The following is a 13679-nucleotide window of genomic DNA, read 5'->3' on the forward strand; positions in this document are numbered from 1 at the left end:
CGTGTGCGCGGTGCGTGATCTGGTCAAGACCTATCCCGCCGCCCGCGGCCGCCGCGGCACACCCGCCACCCCCGAGGTGCGCGCGACCGACGGGATCAGCCTCGACGTCCGACGCGGTGAGATCTTCGGACTTCTCGGGCCCAACGGCGCGGGCAAGTCCACCCTCGTACGCCAGCTCACCGGGCTGATGCGGCCCGACTCCGGCAGCGTCGAGATGCTCGGGCACGACCTCGTGCGCCACCCCGAGCGGGCCTCCCGGCTGATCGGCTACCTCGGGCAGGAGTCCACGGCCCTCGACGAGCTGACCGTTTCGCTCGCCGCCGAGACCACCGGGCGGCTGCGCGGACTCGCGGTACCGGAGGCCCGCGCCGCGCGCGACGCCGTACTCGAAGAGCTCGGCCTCACCGACATCGCGGCGCGCCCCCTGAAGAAGCTCTCCGGTGGGCAGCGGCGGCTCGCCTGCTTCGCCGCCACCCTGGTCGGGGAGCGACCGGTCCTCATCCTGGACGAGCCGACGACCGGGATGGACCCCGTCGCCCGGCGCGCCGTCTGGGCCGCCGTCGACCGACGCCGTGCCGAGCACGGTACGACGGTGCTGCTGGTCACCCACAACGTCATCGAGGCCGAGACCGTCCTCGACCGGGTCGCCGTCCTCGAACGCGGCAAGGTCATCGCCTGCGACACGCCCACCGGCCTCAAGGAGCGGGTGGCGGGCGAGGTCCGGGTCGAGCTGGTGTGGCGCGACCGCGCGCCGCTGGACGTTCCCGAGGTGGCCGCGCTGCGGGAGTCCGCGCAGGAGTCGGGGCGCCGCTGGGTGCTGCGGCTCGGGCCGGACGAGGCACGGGCGGCCGTCGCCACGGTGACCGGCGGAGCCGCGTTCGCCGCACTTGACGACTTCACTCTGGCGACGCCGAGTCTGGAGGACGTCTACCTGGCGCTCGGCGGGGACGCTACGCAGGGACTGGTGAAGGCATGACCGCGGTGATCGGGTACGGATGTACGGCCGGGCAGGGACCGAACGGGAGCAGCACCAGGTGACGAGCATTGTTCCTGCGGACGCGGCCGGTGCTCGAACGACGGCCGGAAGCGGTTCTCCCGCCGAGGCCGGTACCGAGGACCGCCTCGGTGGCGCTGTCGCGCCGCTGGCACCGCGGGCCCGGCTGATTCCCTCGCTCGCGGCCGTCTACCGCGCCCAGCTGTCCCGGGCCAGAGTCGCCCGGATCCCGCTGCTCTTCGTGGCGACCTTCCAGTCCGTCGGGATCATGATCCTGATGCGCGGGGTCGTCGACGGCGGCTCCGAGGCACGGGCCGTCGTCGCCGGATCCAGCGTTCTCGTCGTCGCCTTCGTCGCGCTCAATCTGCTCGCCCAGTACTTCGGGCAGCTACGGGCCGGCGGCGGACTCGACCACTACGCCACCCTGCCGGTACCGCCCGCCGCGGTGGTGCTCGGTGCGGCGGGGGCGTACGCCTCCTTCACGGTGCCCGGCACGATCGTCACCGCGGTCACCGGAAGCGTGCTCTTCCAGCTGCCGATGGCCCATCTGTGGGTGCTCGTCGCCGTCATTCCGCTCGCCGGGGCAGCGCTGTCCGGGCTGGGCGCCGCGCTCGGACTGCTCGCGCCCCGGCAGGAACTCGCCACACTGCTGGGACAGCTCGGCATGTCGGCGGCGCTGTTGCTGGGGGTGCTGCCGGCCGCCCGGATGCCCGCGCCGATCGGCTGGGCGCGCGATCTGCTGCCCTCGACGTACGGGGTCGAGGCCCTGTCGCGGTCGTTCGACGCGCATCCCGACTGGGCGGTCGTCGTCCTCGATCTTGCCGTCTGCGCCGTCGTCGGTGTCCTCTCACTGGCCGTGGCGACCTGGGCGTACCGCAGGGCAGCGGTCCGGTGAGGCGCGGCACGGGGGCGCCTGGCACGATGGCACGGTGAGCGCACCTCTGACACCGCCCGACCAGCCTTCGCCCAATGACCCCTGGCAGACGCCGCCGAAGGGCGGTGGCTCCGGTCCCGGGACCCTCCTGGGGGCTGAGGAGGAGCGCGATCCGCGGGCGGATCTGCGGCGGGCGGCTGTCGTCGCCGTCCTGCTGACGGTGGCCGGCCTCGGGCTCGGCCTGCTGTGGCTGTGGCTCTCGCCGCGGGTCCCGCTGATCTCCGACAGCCATGCGGTCTTCCTCAAGGACAGCGAGGGCGAGGAGGCGATCGGGAGCGACGGGACGTTCGTGCTGCTCGCCCTCGCGTTCGGGGCGGTGTCCGCGGCGCTGGCCTTCTGGTTCCATCGACGTGGCGGGATCGCGCTGGTCGTGGGGCTCGCCCTGGGCGGGCTGCTCGGGTCGCTGGTGGCCTGGGGGGTGGGCGTCTGGCTCGGACCGGAACGTGATGTGGTCGCCCATGCGCGGGAGGTCGGCAAGGGCGTGGTGTTCGATGCACCGCTCGACCTGCACGCGAAGGGTGCGTTGCTGGCCTGGTCGGTGGCGGCGATGGTCGTTCATCTGGCGCTGACCGCGGCGTTCGGGCCGCGGGAACCGGAGCCGGAGTGGGGAGTCTGGGGGGTGCCGGGGGCTGGGCCGGGGGGTGCGGGCTCGGCGGGGCCGTCGGCTCCGTCCTCGCCGCCGCCTCCGACGAAGCCGTAGGGAGTGGGGCGGGTGGGGCGACGGGGGTAGGGCCGCTGCGCGGGGCCTCACCCCGCACCTTCCCACAGCCGGGGCTCTGCCCAGGACCCCGGTCCGGGGTCGCCGGACGGGCTGGGTGTGACGCCGGGCTGGGTGTGACCCCGGGCTGGGTGTGACCCCGGCCTGGAAGTGACCTGGCGCCGCGACCGCTCTGGGATGGGAAGCGACCCCGGGCTGCGCATGCCCCTGGGCTGAGAGCGCCCCGGGGCCGCGTGGTCTACGCCCGGCCGATGGCCGCGAACACCGCCCCCGTCAGCGACGCCAGATCCGTCGGGGCCAGTTCCACCTCCAAGCCGCGGCGGCCCGCCGATACGCAGATCGTCTCGTGGGACTGCGCCGACTCGTCCAGTACCGTCGGCAGCCGCTTCCGCTGGCCCAGGGGGGAGATGCCGCCCCGTACATAGCCCGTCGTGCGTTCCGCCGCCACCGGGTCCGCCATCGCGGCCCGCTTGCCGCCGACCGCCGCTGCCAGGGCCTTCAGGTCCAGGGAACCGGCCACCGGGACGACCGCCACGGTCAGGGTGCCGTCCACGTCGGCCACCAGGGTTTTGAAGACCCGGTCGGGGGAGACGCCCAGCGCTTCCGCCGCCTCCTCACCGTACGAGGGGGAGGCCGGGTCGTGCTCGTAGGCGTGGGTCGTGAAGAGGGTGCCCGCCGCGGTCAGGGCGACCGTCGCCGGAGTGCCGCCGGAGCCGGACTGCTGGTGCTTCTTCGGCTTCTTTGCCACGGGGCAGGGTCCTCGCATCAGTTGGGGTGGGTCGGCGCCCTGGTCAGGTCGACTGCGGGCAGGGACGGCAGGTGCCGGAGGACGGCGGTCTCGGAGCGCAGGAGTATCAGTTCCTCGCGCAGGCGCGTCGCCGTGTCCGGGGCCTGCAGCAGTCGTTGCTTCGACGGGATGTCGAGGACCGCGGCGGCGGCCACCAGGTACGAGACGACGGACGGGTCGTCCGGCAGTTCCGCGCCCGTCGTCAGGGAACGCTCGCTCGCTCCGGCCAGTCGCTTCTGGTAGCTGCGGAATGCCCGCAGTACGCCCTCGGCGAGCGCGCCCGCCTCGTCGCCGGCGTCCTCGTCAAGCTCTTCGACCTCGGCCGTCAGGTAGGGGCCGCTCGCGTCGACCGAGAGCAGCTTGACCCGGGTGGTGCCGGTCGCCAGGACCTCGAAGCTGCCGTCCGCGCGTTCCCGGATCTTTGCCGCGTCCGCGACACAGCCGACCCGGTGGAACGTCTGGATCGGATCGGGGCCGAAGCCGTCCGCGGGACCACGCTCGGTGGCGGAGGGCATCGTGGTGGCGTCCGGCATTCCGGCAGCGGTGGGAGCGATCTCGCGGCCATCGCGGATCGCCACGACGACGAAGCGGCGCGGTTCGTCCTCATCGGTCTTCAGCAACTCGCGCATCATGGCGCGATACCGCTCCTCGAAGACGTTGAGCGGCAGCACGAGGCCGGGGAACAGCACCGCGTTCAGCGGGAAGAGGGGCAGACGAGCGGTGGTCACAACGGTCAAGCGTAATGGCCGCGCGACCCGCCGTGGTCGGCCCGGTACCGCAAAGGCATCCCGGATGCCACCTGGAGGCGCACCCCGTCCCGCACGTCCAGGAACTGGCCGAGCGGATCGTCGGAGACCGGCGACCACGGGAACGACGTCGCATGGGGTCCGATCAGCCGGAACTGTTCCAGCGCCTCGTCCCAGCGACCCCGGACGACCAGTACGTACGCCAGCAGATTACGGACCTCGGCCGGCCACGGATCGCCCGGCTCGTACGTGGCGGACAGCGCGATCGCCAGATCCGCAGCCCGGTCGATCCGCTCCTCCAGCATCGATGTGGTCCGTGCCTCGGGGCCGGCGCTCAGCAGCGCGAACGCGGCCCGCACCGGCAGCGCCTGCACCAGCGAGCTGGGCAGCGAGTCCTCGGCGGCCTGTTCGGCGAAGTCGAAGCACTCGCGGTGCGAGCCGAACCAGGCGGCGGAGAGGTACTGCAGGGCCGCGACATGGCAGCCGTAGTGGTGCGAGGAGCGCCGGACGGCCTGCTCCCACAGCGCCTCGAAGGCGGTGTGCGGGGCATGTGTGCCGCGGGCGTGGTCGAGCGCGAGCCGCCAGGGCACCGGGTCGCGCGGATCGCTCTCGGCCGCCGCGGTGATCAGTGGTGCCACGTCGCGCAGCTGCTCGGCGCGGGCCGGCGACTCCCAGGCCCGCCGGACCGCCAGCTCGGCCCTGACGAGCAGTGCGTCCGGGTCGTGCGGGGCGGCGGCGAGCCAGTCGGTCAGCCAGCTGTCGCGGTGGCGGGCGAAGGTGACGAGCCGGCCGAGGTAACGGTCGCGGTTCTCCCATTCGGCGGCGTCCCGGGTGGTGGCGAGGAGCTTGGCGGCCGGCTCGTACTCCCCGAGGGCGGCGGCGACGAGCGCGGGGGAGAGCCGCCCGTCGGGGGCGTCGAGCAGCACCTCATCGTCCGCAGGCAGTCCGGCGCACAGCTGTGGCGCGTGCCGGATCATGCGCGCGGTACGGAGCAGGGCGCGAAGGAATGACATGGTGCAGATCATTGAAAAGCGCTGGTCGAGGCGGCGCCAGAGGGGCACTGTGAAGCTTTGGTGCCGAGGGCCCGGGTTGCCCTGAGTGGGGTCAATAAAGAGTAAAGGATGGGGTGGAATCTGGCTTGATTATTTTGCTCCGGTGATTGGTGTCCGTGCTGGTCGGCCGGGGGAGACCGGTCGTCGGAGTGTCCACCGGGCCCTTGTCTGCGGGCCGAGGGCAGCCTGTCCCGGCCGTGCCCGGTCAGCCGCGGCGCAGCAGCCGGGATGCGCCCGCCGCCACCGTCGTGGCCAATATCCACCCCAGCAGCACCAGCGCGGCCGCCGCCCACTGCCAGCCGCCCTCCATCCGCCAGTACCCGTCCTGCCCGAGGTTGATCACGGGCACCAGCAGATCCAGCGCGTACAGCGCCGCGTTCCACGCCGGGTGCTCGTCCCGCTTGATCGCCGCCGGCTCGTACTGCGAGAAGGCCACCGTCCCGGCCGCCCACAGCACCGCCATCCACACCGCGGCCCGCCCGGGCCGGTAGCCGTACGCCACCGTCCAGTCCTGCAGGATTCCCCACAGCTTCGCGGCGGGCGGCAGCGTCTCGCGTCGGCGCCGCTGCTTGGCGAGCAGCACCTCGCGGGCGTCCGCGTCCTCCCCGCAGTTGCGCAGCACCGTCGCCAGCCGTTCGTACGGCTCCGGTACGTATTCGGGGGTCGCCGCCGCCAGCCACTCCAGGCGGCGGGAGAGTGGGAAGTGCCCGTACGGGACGAGGTTCTCGTAGACGAAACCGCCCATCGCGAGCCCGCCCGGCCCCGGCCAGCTGGTCGACACGTCGATCAGCGTGACGACCTTCGCGCCGTTGAGCACGACCCGGCCCTCCTCCGGTCGTTCCGCGTTGAACCGCAGCTCCGGGGTGACGATCCGGCGCAGCGACAGTTCCTCGGGGGGCGCCAGCACGAATCTGGCCTTGTGCAGGTCGACCGCGTCACCGAACCGCCCGTCGTCGAGCCGTACCCCGCCGCGGCACTCGAAGACCTGCGCCCGGGTGCCGTGCGCCGGGGCCTGGGCCATGACGACGCCGTACGGGGGAGTGGTGCCCAGGTTCCCCGTGTCGACGCTGACCCACGCCTCGGTCATGTACAACGTCCGCTCCACCGTCAGTTGCGGGGCGTTCAGTGCGCGCCGGCCACGCCCCGCCCGCAGCCGGCTGCCGCGCAGACTCAGCGAACCGCCGACCTTCGCACCACGCAGACTCAGCTCGCCACGTGTCTCGACCATCTCCGCCTGCAGGTCCTGCGCGACCGTCAGACCGTCCCCGGCGAGCGCCCGGCCCTGTCGGTCGGCCCCGAGCTCGATCTGGTTCAGTAGCAGGTCGGTGCCGATATGGGCGTCGGTGAGCCGGATCCCGCGCTCGATCCGGCAGCGTGGCAGATGCAGATCGCCCTCGGTGCGCAGCCGCGCCGCCTCCAGCCGCGGCATCGCGCAGCCGACCATCCGAAACGTCGTGAAGTGACACTCCGGCAGCACCACCTCCTCCTCGAAGCGGCAGCCGGTCAGCTCCACGTACGGAGCGACACGTCCGCCCGCGAGATCGAGGGTCCCGGTGATCCGTATGCCCCGGAGCTTCAGCGCGGCGACCCGTCCCGGCCGGGCGGGCGGCCCGCTCAGCAGCAGCCGGGCGACCACACGGGCGTCCACACTGCGCTCGGCACCCCAGACCGTCGGCGCGAACGGGTCGTCCCGCATCGGGTCGCGGGCGCGCAAATCGTAGGTGCTGCCGTTCCGGAACGCCCGCCACATGCCCAGTTCCGCCACGCCGAGGCTGTCCGGGATCTCGCTGTCCTGCGGTTCGGTCACCGGGGCCCCTTCCGCTTGCAGCTGTTATTCCCTTTGGGTGACGGTGTGAACGCCGGTGGTCAGGAGTGGCCGGGAGTAGTCGGCCGTGACGGCCGGGGTGGGTATCAGCCAGTGATACGGGCGAACTGCCGTCGGAGTCGGTCTGAGAGAATTGGGGTGTGATCTCTCGAATCGATCTGCGCGGCAACGCCCTCCCCGAGGGCGGCGACCTGCGCGACCTGCTGCCCCGAGCCGAGTTCGACGTGGAAGCCGCACTGGAGACGGTGCGCCCCATCTGCGAGGACGTACGCCATCGTGGCTCAGCGGCAGTGATCGAGTGGGGAGAGAAATTCGACGGCGTACGCATCGACTCGATCCGGGTCCCGGCCGCGGCTCTCGCCGAGGCGCTGGACCGGCTCGACCCCGCCGTACGGGCCGCCCTGGAGGAGTCGATCCGCCGCGCCCGCCTCGTCCACCACGAGCAGCGCCGCACCACGCACACCACGCAGGTCGTCCCCGGCGGTACCGTCACCGAGAAGTGGGTGCCCGTCGAGCGCGTCGGGCTGTATGTGCCGGGCGGGCGCTCCGTCTACCCGTCCTCCGTGGTCATGAACGTCGTACCGGCGCAGGAGGCGGGTGTCGAGGGCATCGCCGTCGCCTCCCCGCCGCAGAAGGGGTTCGGCGGCCTGCCGCACCCCACCATCCTCGCCGCCTGCGCCCTGCTCGGCGTCGACGAGGTGTACGCCGCCGGTGGCGCCCAGGCCGTCGCGATGTTTGCGTACGGAACGGCCGAGTGTCTCCCGGTGAACCTCGTCACCGGTCCCGGCAACATCTATGTCGCCGCCGCCAAGCGCCTCCTCAAGGGCCGCATCGGCATCGACGCCGAGGCCGGACCCACCGAGATCGCGATCCTCGCCGACTCCACCGCCGACCCGGTGCACGTCGCCGCCGACCTGATCAGCCAGGCCGAGCACGACCCGATGGCCGCCGCCGTCCTCGTCACCGACTCCGAGGAACTGGCCGCCGCCACCGAGGCCGAGCTGAAGCCGCAGATCGCCGCGACCAAACACGTCACCGACCGGATCGAGCCCGCACTGGCCGGCCGCCAGTCCGCGATCGTCCTGGTCAACGATCTGGAGGACGGTCTCAAGGTCGTCGACGCGTACGCCGCCGAGCACCTGGAGATCCAGACCGCCGACGCCGCCGCCGTCGCCGACCGGGTCCGCAACGCCGGAGCGATCTTCGTCGGCCCGTGGGCCCCGGTCTCGCTCGGCGACTACTGCGCCGGCTCCAACCACGTCTTGCCCACCGGTGGCTGTGCCTGCCACTCCTCGGGCCTGTCCGTGCAGTCCTTCCTGCGCGGTATCCACATCGTCGACTACACGCGCGACGCGCTCGCCGAGGTCACTCACCATGTCGTGACGCTCGCCGAGGCGGAGGACCTCCCCGCCCACGGCGCCGCTCTCAAGGCCCGGTTCGGTTGGAAGGTTCCGCAGCAGTGACGAACAGCGACACCACCCGTATCGACGACCTGCCGATCCGGGACGAGCTCCGCGGTCAGTCCCCGTACGGCGCGCCCCAGCTCGACGTGGCCGTACGGCTGAACACCAACGAGAACCCGTACCCGCTCCCCGAGGCGCTCGTCGACCGCATCGCCGAGCGCGTCCGCGAGGCCGCCCGCGACCTCAACCGCTACCCCGACCGGGACGCCGTCGAACTCCGTACCGAACTGGCCCGCTACCTCACCCGCACCGCCGGGCACGAGGTCGGTCTCGCCAACGTCTGGGCGGCCAACGGCTCCAACGAGGTGCTGCAGCAGCTGCTGCAGACCTTCGGCGGACCCGGACGCACCGCGATCGGCTTCGAGCCCTCGTACTCGATGCACGCCCTCATCGCGCGCGGCACCGGCACCGGCTGGATCTCCGGGCCGCGCAAGGACGACTTCACGATCGATGTCGACGCGGCCTGCGAGGCCATCGCCGGACAGCGGCCGGACGTCGCCTTCATCACCTCGCCCAACAACCCCACGGGCACCGCCGTCGACGCCGACACCGTCCTCGCGCTGTACGACGCCGCCCAGGCCGCCAGGCCCTCGATGGTCGTCGTCGATGAGGCGTACGGCGAATTCAGCCACCACCCCTCGCTGCTCCCGCTGATCGAGGGCCGGCCCAACCTGGTGCTCTCGCGCACCATGTCGAAGGCGTTCGGCGCCGCCGGTCTGCGGCTTGGCTACCTCGCTGCCGACCCGGCCGTCGTGGACGCCGTCCAGCTGGTGCGGCTGCCGTACCACCTGTCCTCCGTCACCCAGGCCACGGCGCTCGCCGCCCTGGAGCACACCGACACGCTCCTCGGCTACGTCGCGCAGCTCAAGAGCGAGCGCGACCGGATCGTCACCGAACTGCGCGCCCTCGGCTTCGACGTGACGGACTCGGACGCCAACTTCGTCCAGTTCGGCCGCTTCGCCGACAGCCACACCGCCTGGCAGCAGATCCTCGACCGGGGCGTCCTGGTCCGGGACAACGGTGTACCGGGATGGCTGCGGGTCTCCGCAGGAACCCCGGCAGAGAACGACGCGTTCCTCGATGCGGTACGCGAACTCAAGAAGGAGCACGACGGATGAGCCCCCGCGTAGGCCGCGTGGAACGCACCACCAAGGAAACGTCCGTGCTCGTCGAGGTCAACCTCGACGGCACCGGAAAGGTCGATGTGTCGACCGGGGTCGGCTTCTACGACCACATGCTCGACCAGCTCGGCCGCCACGGCCTCTTCGACCTCACGGTCAAGACCGACGGCGACCTGCACATCGACACGCACCACACGATCGAGGACACCGCCCTCGCCCTCGGTGCCGCCTTCAAGCAGGCGCTCGGCGACAAGGTCGGCATCTACCGCTTCGGTAACTGCACCGTCCCGCTGGACGAGTCGCTCGCCCAGGTCACCGTCGACCTCTCCGGCCGCCCCTACCTGGTGCACACCGAGCCGGAGAACATCGCGCCGATGATCGGCTCGTACGACACGACGATGACCCGGCACATCCTGGAGTCGTTCGTCGCCCAGGCGCAGATCGCCCTGCACGTCCACGTCCCGTACGGCCGCAACGCCCACCACATCGTGGAGTGCCAGTTCAAGGCGCTCGCCCGCGCCCTGCGGTACGCCTGTGAGCACGATCCGCGTGCTGCCGGAATTCTTCCTTCCACGAAGGGCGCGCTGTGACCGGCCTCAACACCATTCTGATCGTCCTCGGCCTCTTCCTGGCCGGCGGCGTCTACTCCTTTTCGAAGCAGAAGATGCCCAAGGGCGTCATCGTGCTGCTCGGGATCGCATCCGTGATGAGCCTGGCCGCAGGTGTCATGCGGATCCAGGGACTCTGGGACTGAGGGAGCGACCTGTGAGTGAGAAGAAGAAGGTCGTCGTCTTCGACTACGGCTTCGGTAACGTCCGTTCCGCCGAGCGCGCCCTCGCCCACGTCGGCGCGGACGTCGAGATCACCCGCGACTTCGACCGGGCGATGAACGCCGACGGGCTGCTGGTGCCCGGCGTCGGCGCGTTCTCCGCCTGCATGGAGGGGCTGAAGAAGGCCCGCGGCGAATGGATCATCGGTCGCAGGCTCTCCGGCGGCCGCCCCGTGATGGGCATCTGCGTCGGCATGCAGATCCTCTTCGAGCGCGGCATCGAGCACGGCGTGGAGACGGAGGGCCTCGACGAGTGGCCCGGCACCGTCGCCCCGCTGAAGGCCCCGGTCGTCCCGCACATGGGCTGGAACACCGTGCGGTCCCCCGAGGACTCCGAGCTCTTCGCCGGTCTCGACCCCGAGGCCCGGTTCTACTTCGTGCACTCGTACGCGGTGCACGACTGGAGCCTCGAAGTCACGAACGCCAGGATCCGCGCCCCCCGGGTCACCTGGGCCACCCACGGTGAGCCGTTCGTCGCCGCCGTGGAGAACGGCGCCCTGTGGGCCACCCAGTTCCACCCCGAGAAGTCCGGCGACGCCGGCGCCCAGCTGCTGACCAACTGGATCGGAACACTCTGATGTCCACCACGCTTGAGCTCCTCCCCGCCGTCGACGTCCGCGACGGCCAGGCCGTCCGTCTCGTGCACGGCGAGTCCGGCTCCGAGACCTCGTACGGAGACCCCCTGCAGGCCGCCCTCGCCTGGCAGAAGGCGGGGGCCGAGTGGCTGCATCTCGTCGACCTGGACGCCGCGTTCGGCACCGGTGACAACCGGGCGCAGATCGCCGAGGTCGCCCGCTCCATGGACATCAAGGTCGAGCTCTCCGGCGGCATCCGTGACGACGCCTCGCTCGCCGCCGCTCTTGCCACCGGCTGCACCCGGGTCAACCTCGGCACCGCCGCGCTGGAGACCCCCGAGTGGGTCGCCAAGGTCATCGCCGAGCACGGCGACAAGATCGCCGTCGGCCTCGACGTCCGCGGTACGACGCTCCGCGGCCGCGGCTGGACCCGCGACGGCGGCGACCTCTACGAGACCCTCGCCCGCCTCGACTCCGAGGGCTGTGCCCGCTACGTCGTCACCGACATCGCCAAGGACGGCACGCTCCAGGGCCCCAATCTGGAGCTCCTGAAGAACGTCTGCGCCGTCACCGACAAGCCCGTCGTCGCCTCCGGCGGCGTCTCCTCGCTGGACGACCTGCGGGCGATCGCCTCGCTCGTGCCGGACGGTGTCGAGGGCGCGATCGTCGGCAAGGCGCTGTACGCGAAGGCGTTCACCCTCGAAGAGGCGCTGCAGGTGGTCTCCGGATGACCGACTCCGTCAACCGCATCTCCTCCGGCGCCCCCTGGGAGGACAAGTTCGGCTACTCCCGCGCGGTGCAGCTGCCGAACGGGCTGGTCCTGGTCGCCGGCTGCACGTCGATCGTCAACGGACAGATCTCCGCGGGCGGCCCGTACGAGCAGGCCGTCGCCTCCTTCAAGGTCGCTTTCGACGCGCTGAAGCAGGTGGGGCTGGGCCGCGAGGACGTCGTCCGTACCCGGATGTACATCACGCACGCCCGGGACGTGGACGAGGTCGGCCGCGCCCACAAGGAGCTGTTCGATGACGTCCGCCCCGCCGCTTCCATGATCATCGTCTCCGGTTTCGTCGACCCCAGCCTGGTCGTCGAAGTCGAGATCGAGGCCTACCGGGAAGGTGCGCAATGAGTCTCGCGGTACGTGTCATCCCGTGCCTGGACGTCGACAACGGCCGGGTCGTCAAGGGTGTCAACTTCCAGAACCTGCGCGACGCGGGTGACCCCGTCGAGATGGCCAAGCTGTACGACGCCGAGGGCGCCGACGAGCTGACCTTCCTCGACATCACCGCGTCCAGCGGCGACCGGGAGACGACCTACGACGTGGTGCGCCGCACCGCGGAGCAGGTCTTCATCCCGCTCACCGTCGGCGGCGGTGTCCGTACCGCCGACGACGTCGACAAACTGCTGCGGGCCGGCGCCGACAAGGTCGGCGTCAACACCGCGGCGATCGCCCGCCCGGACCTCATCCGGGAGATCGCCGAGCGGTTCGGCCGGCAGGTCCTCGTGCTGTCCGTCGACGCCCGGCGTACCCCCGCGGGCACCTTCGAGGTCACCACGCACGGCGGCCGCAAGGGCACCGGCATCGACGCCGTCGAGTGGGCGCACCGGGCCGCCGAGCTGGGCGCGGGCGAGATCCTGCTCAACTCGATGGACGCCGACGGCACGAAGGACGGCTACGACACCGAGATGATCGCGGCGGTCCGCACACACGTCACCGTCCCCGTCATCGCCTCCGGCGGCGCGGGCCGGCTCGCGCACTTCGCACCCGCCATCGCGGCAGGCGCCGACGCGGTGCTCGCCGCGTCCGTCTTCCACTTCGGTGATCTGCGGATCTCCGAGGTCAAGGACGCGCTGCGGGAGGCCGGGCACCCGGTCCGCTGACCGCAGTACTCCATCGATCGCCGGACGGGCCGTTGTGGCCCGTCCGGCGATCGGCGTTTTGCGGGCCGTCCCCTCACGGCCTCAGGGTGGTATCCGAGGTTCCACAAATTTTATTGCACAATAAAGATTGTGCAGTTTTTCTTTCCCGTCTACGGTGAGGGCATGGCAAGCAACGAATCTCGCCGGATCTCGGACCTGGAGACCCTGAAGGCGTTCGGGCACCCCCTGCGGATGAAGCTCTACCGGGCGCTCTACATCTCCCGTAAGGCCACCGCCTCCCAGCTCGCCGAGCAGGTCGACGAGGCGGTCTCGCTGGTCAGTTACCACCTGCGCAAGCTCGCCGACCACGGCCTGATCGAGGAGGCCGAGCAGCAGGGCAAGGACGGCCGCGAGCGCTGGTGGCAGCCGGCCTCGAAGGGGCTGAACGTCCATGCCGAGGATTTCAGTGACGCGCCCGAGAAGGTCGCCACGCATACCGCCATCGGCCGGCTCTCGTTCGACCAGCACGTCGAGCTGTACCGCAGCTACATCGACTCGGCCCAGAGCTGGCCACTGGAGTGGCGCAGCGCCGCCTCCGGCTCCGAGTACCTGGCCCGGCTCACCGCCGACGAACTCGCCGCGCTCAGCCGTGAGGTGCACGAACTCATCGACCGGTACGAACAACTCGGCCGCGCCCGCGACGAGGCCGGAGACACGGAAGGCCGCGAGAACGTCGCCGTGCACCTGTACGCATTCCCGTTCCGCACCTGAGCCGCCG

Annotated in this window: 16 protein-coding genes; 12 read left to right on the plus strand and 4 right to left on the minus strand. The window is 71.3% G+C overall.

Features of this window, described 5'->3' with window-relative positions:
• Position 1 precedes the first annotated feature (1 nt).
• The 3 genes from AB0915_RS10860 to AB0915_RS10870 are packed head-to-tail and all read left to right on the plus strand — an operon-like array spanning position 2 to position 2628.
• The gene (locus tag AB0915_RS10860; protein ID WP_366690790.1) at positions 2-976 is read left to right on the plus strand and encodes an ABC transporter ATP-binding protein; all 975 of its coding nucleotides are present in this window, start codon (positions 2-4) and stop codon (positions 974-976) included.
• A 19-nt stretch (positions 977-995) separates the two neighbouring features.
• Complete coding sequence (locus AB0915_RS10865) at positions 996-1889, plus strand: ABC transporter permease (protein ID WP_366690759.1); 894 nt, start codon at positions 996-998, stop codon at positions 1887-1889.
• A gap of 34 nt (positions 1890-1923) precedes the next feature.
• Positions 1924-2628 carry an ABC transporter permease gene (locus AB0915_RS10870; protein ID WP_366690760.1) on the plus strand — a complete coding sequence of 235 codons (705 nt, stop codon included), beginning with the start codon at positions 1924-1926 and terminating at the stop codon, positions 2626-2628.
• A gap of 256 nt (positions 2629-2884) precedes the next feature.
• Here AB0915_RS10870 and ybaK read toward each other — a convergent pair whose 3' ends face one another.
• The 4 genes from ybaK to AB0915_RS10890 form a co-directional block, all read right to left on the minus strand.
• The gene (gene ybaK, locus AB0915_RS10875) at positions 2885-3394 is read right to left on the minus strand and encodes a Cys-tRNA(Pro) deacylase (protein WP_366690761.1); all 510 of its coding nucleotides are present in this window, start codon (positions 3392-3394) and stop codon (positions 2885-2887) included.
• A 17-nt stretch (positions 3395-3411) separates the two neighbouring features.
• Positions 3412-4161 carry an LON peptidase substrate-binding domain-containing protein gene (locus AB0915_RS10880; protein WP_366690762.1) on the minus strand — a complete coding sequence of 250 codons (750 nt, stop codon included), beginning with the start codon at positions 4159-4161 and terminating at the stop codon, positions 3412-3414.
• Between the two features lie 5 nt (positions 4162-4166).
• Positions 4167-5204 carry a hypothetical protein gene (locus AB0915_RS10885; protein WP_366690763.1) on the minus strand — a complete coding sequence of 346 codons (1038 nt, stop codon included), beginning with the start codon at positions 5202-5204 and terminating at the stop codon, positions 4167-4169.
• Between the two features lie 232 nt (positions 5205-5436).
• Positions 5437-7038, minus strand: coding sequence for an oxidoreductase (locus tag AB0915_RS10890; protein ID WP_366690764.1), 1602 nt, complete (start codon positions 7036-7038; stop codon positions 5437-5439).
• 158 nt (positions 7039-7196) lie between these two features.
• Between AB0915_RS10890 and hisD the strand changes: the two genes are divergently transcribed.
• The 9 genes from hisD to AB0915_RS10935 all read left to right on the plus strand — a co-directional run bounded on the left by hisD (position 7197) and on the right by AB0915_RS10935 (position 13672).
• Positions 7197-8519: a histidinol dehydrogenase gene (gene hisD, locus AB0915_RS10895; protein WP_366690765.1), complete on the plus strand. Its 1323-nt coding sequence runs from the start codon at positions 7197-7199 to the stop codon at positions 8517-8519.
• The gene (locus AB0915_RS10900) at positions 8516-9637 is read left to right on the plus strand and encodes a histidinol-phosphate transaminase (RefSeq protein WP_366690766.1); all 1122 of its coding nucleotides are present in this window, start codon (positions 8516-8518) and stop codon (positions 9635-9637) included. The genes hisD and AB0915_RS10900 overlap by 4 nt, the downstream gene beginning before the upstream one ends.
• A complete protein-coding gene (gene hisB, locus AB0915_RS10905; RefSeq protein WP_277325685.1) occupies positions 9634-10230 on the plus strand; it encodes an imidazoleglycerol-phosphate dehydratase HisB in 597 nt (198 codons plus the stop codon). Before AB0915_RS10900 ends, hisB begins: the two co-directional genes overlap by 4 nt.
• Complete coding sequence (locus AB0915_RS10910) at positions 10227-10394, plus strand: hypothetical protein (RefSeq protein ID WP_358857998.1); 168 nt, start codon at positions 10227-10229, stop codon at positions 10392-10394. The genes hisB and AB0915_RS10910 overlap by 4 nt, the downstream gene beginning before the upstream one ends.
• An 11-nt stretch (positions 10395-10405) precedes the next feature.
• Positions 10406-11047: an imidazole glycerol phosphate synthase subunit HisH gene (hisH, locus tag AB0915_RS10915; protein ID WP_366137612.1), complete on the plus strand. Its 642-nt coding sequence runs from the start codon at positions 10406-10408 to the stop codon at positions 11045-11047.
• A complete protein-coding gene (priA, locus tag AB0915_RS10920) occupies positions 11047-11775 on the plus strand; it encodes a bifunctional 1-(5-phosphoribosyl)-5-((5-phosphoribosylamino)methylideneamino)imidazole-4-carboxamide isomerase/phosphoribosylanthranilate isomerase PriA (RefSeq protein ID WP_366690767.1) in 729 nt (242 codons plus the stop codon). The genes hisH and priA overlap by 1 nt, the downstream gene beginning before the upstream one ends.
• Positions 11772-12170, plus strand: coding sequence for a RidA family protein (locus tag AB0915_RS10925; protein ID WP_366690768.1), 399 nt, complete (start codon positions 11772-11774; stop codon positions 12168-12170). Before priA ends, AB0915_RS10925 begins: the two co-directional genes overlap by 4 nt.
• Entirely contained in the window at positions 12167-12922 is a 756-nt protein-coding gene (gene hisF, locus AB0915_RS10930; RefSeq protein WP_366690769.1) for an imidazole glycerol phosphate synthase subunit HisF, read from the plus strand. Before AB0915_RS10925 ends, hisF begins: the two co-directional genes overlap by 4 nt.
• A 162-nt stretch (positions 12923-13084) precedes the next feature.
• Complete coding sequence (locus AB0915_RS10935) at positions 13085-13672, plus strand: helix-turn-helix domain-containing protein (protein WP_366690770.1); 588 nt, start codon at positions 13085-13087, stop codon at positions 13670-13672.
• The last annotated feature ends 7 nt before the right edge of the window (positions 13673-13679 follow it).

The sequence above is a fragment of the Streptomyces sp. NPDC048411 genome, assembly GCF_040704695.1.
In the GTDB taxonomy this organism is placed as follows: Bacteria; Actinomycetota; Actinomycetes; order Streptomycetales; family Streptomycetaceae; genus Streptomyces.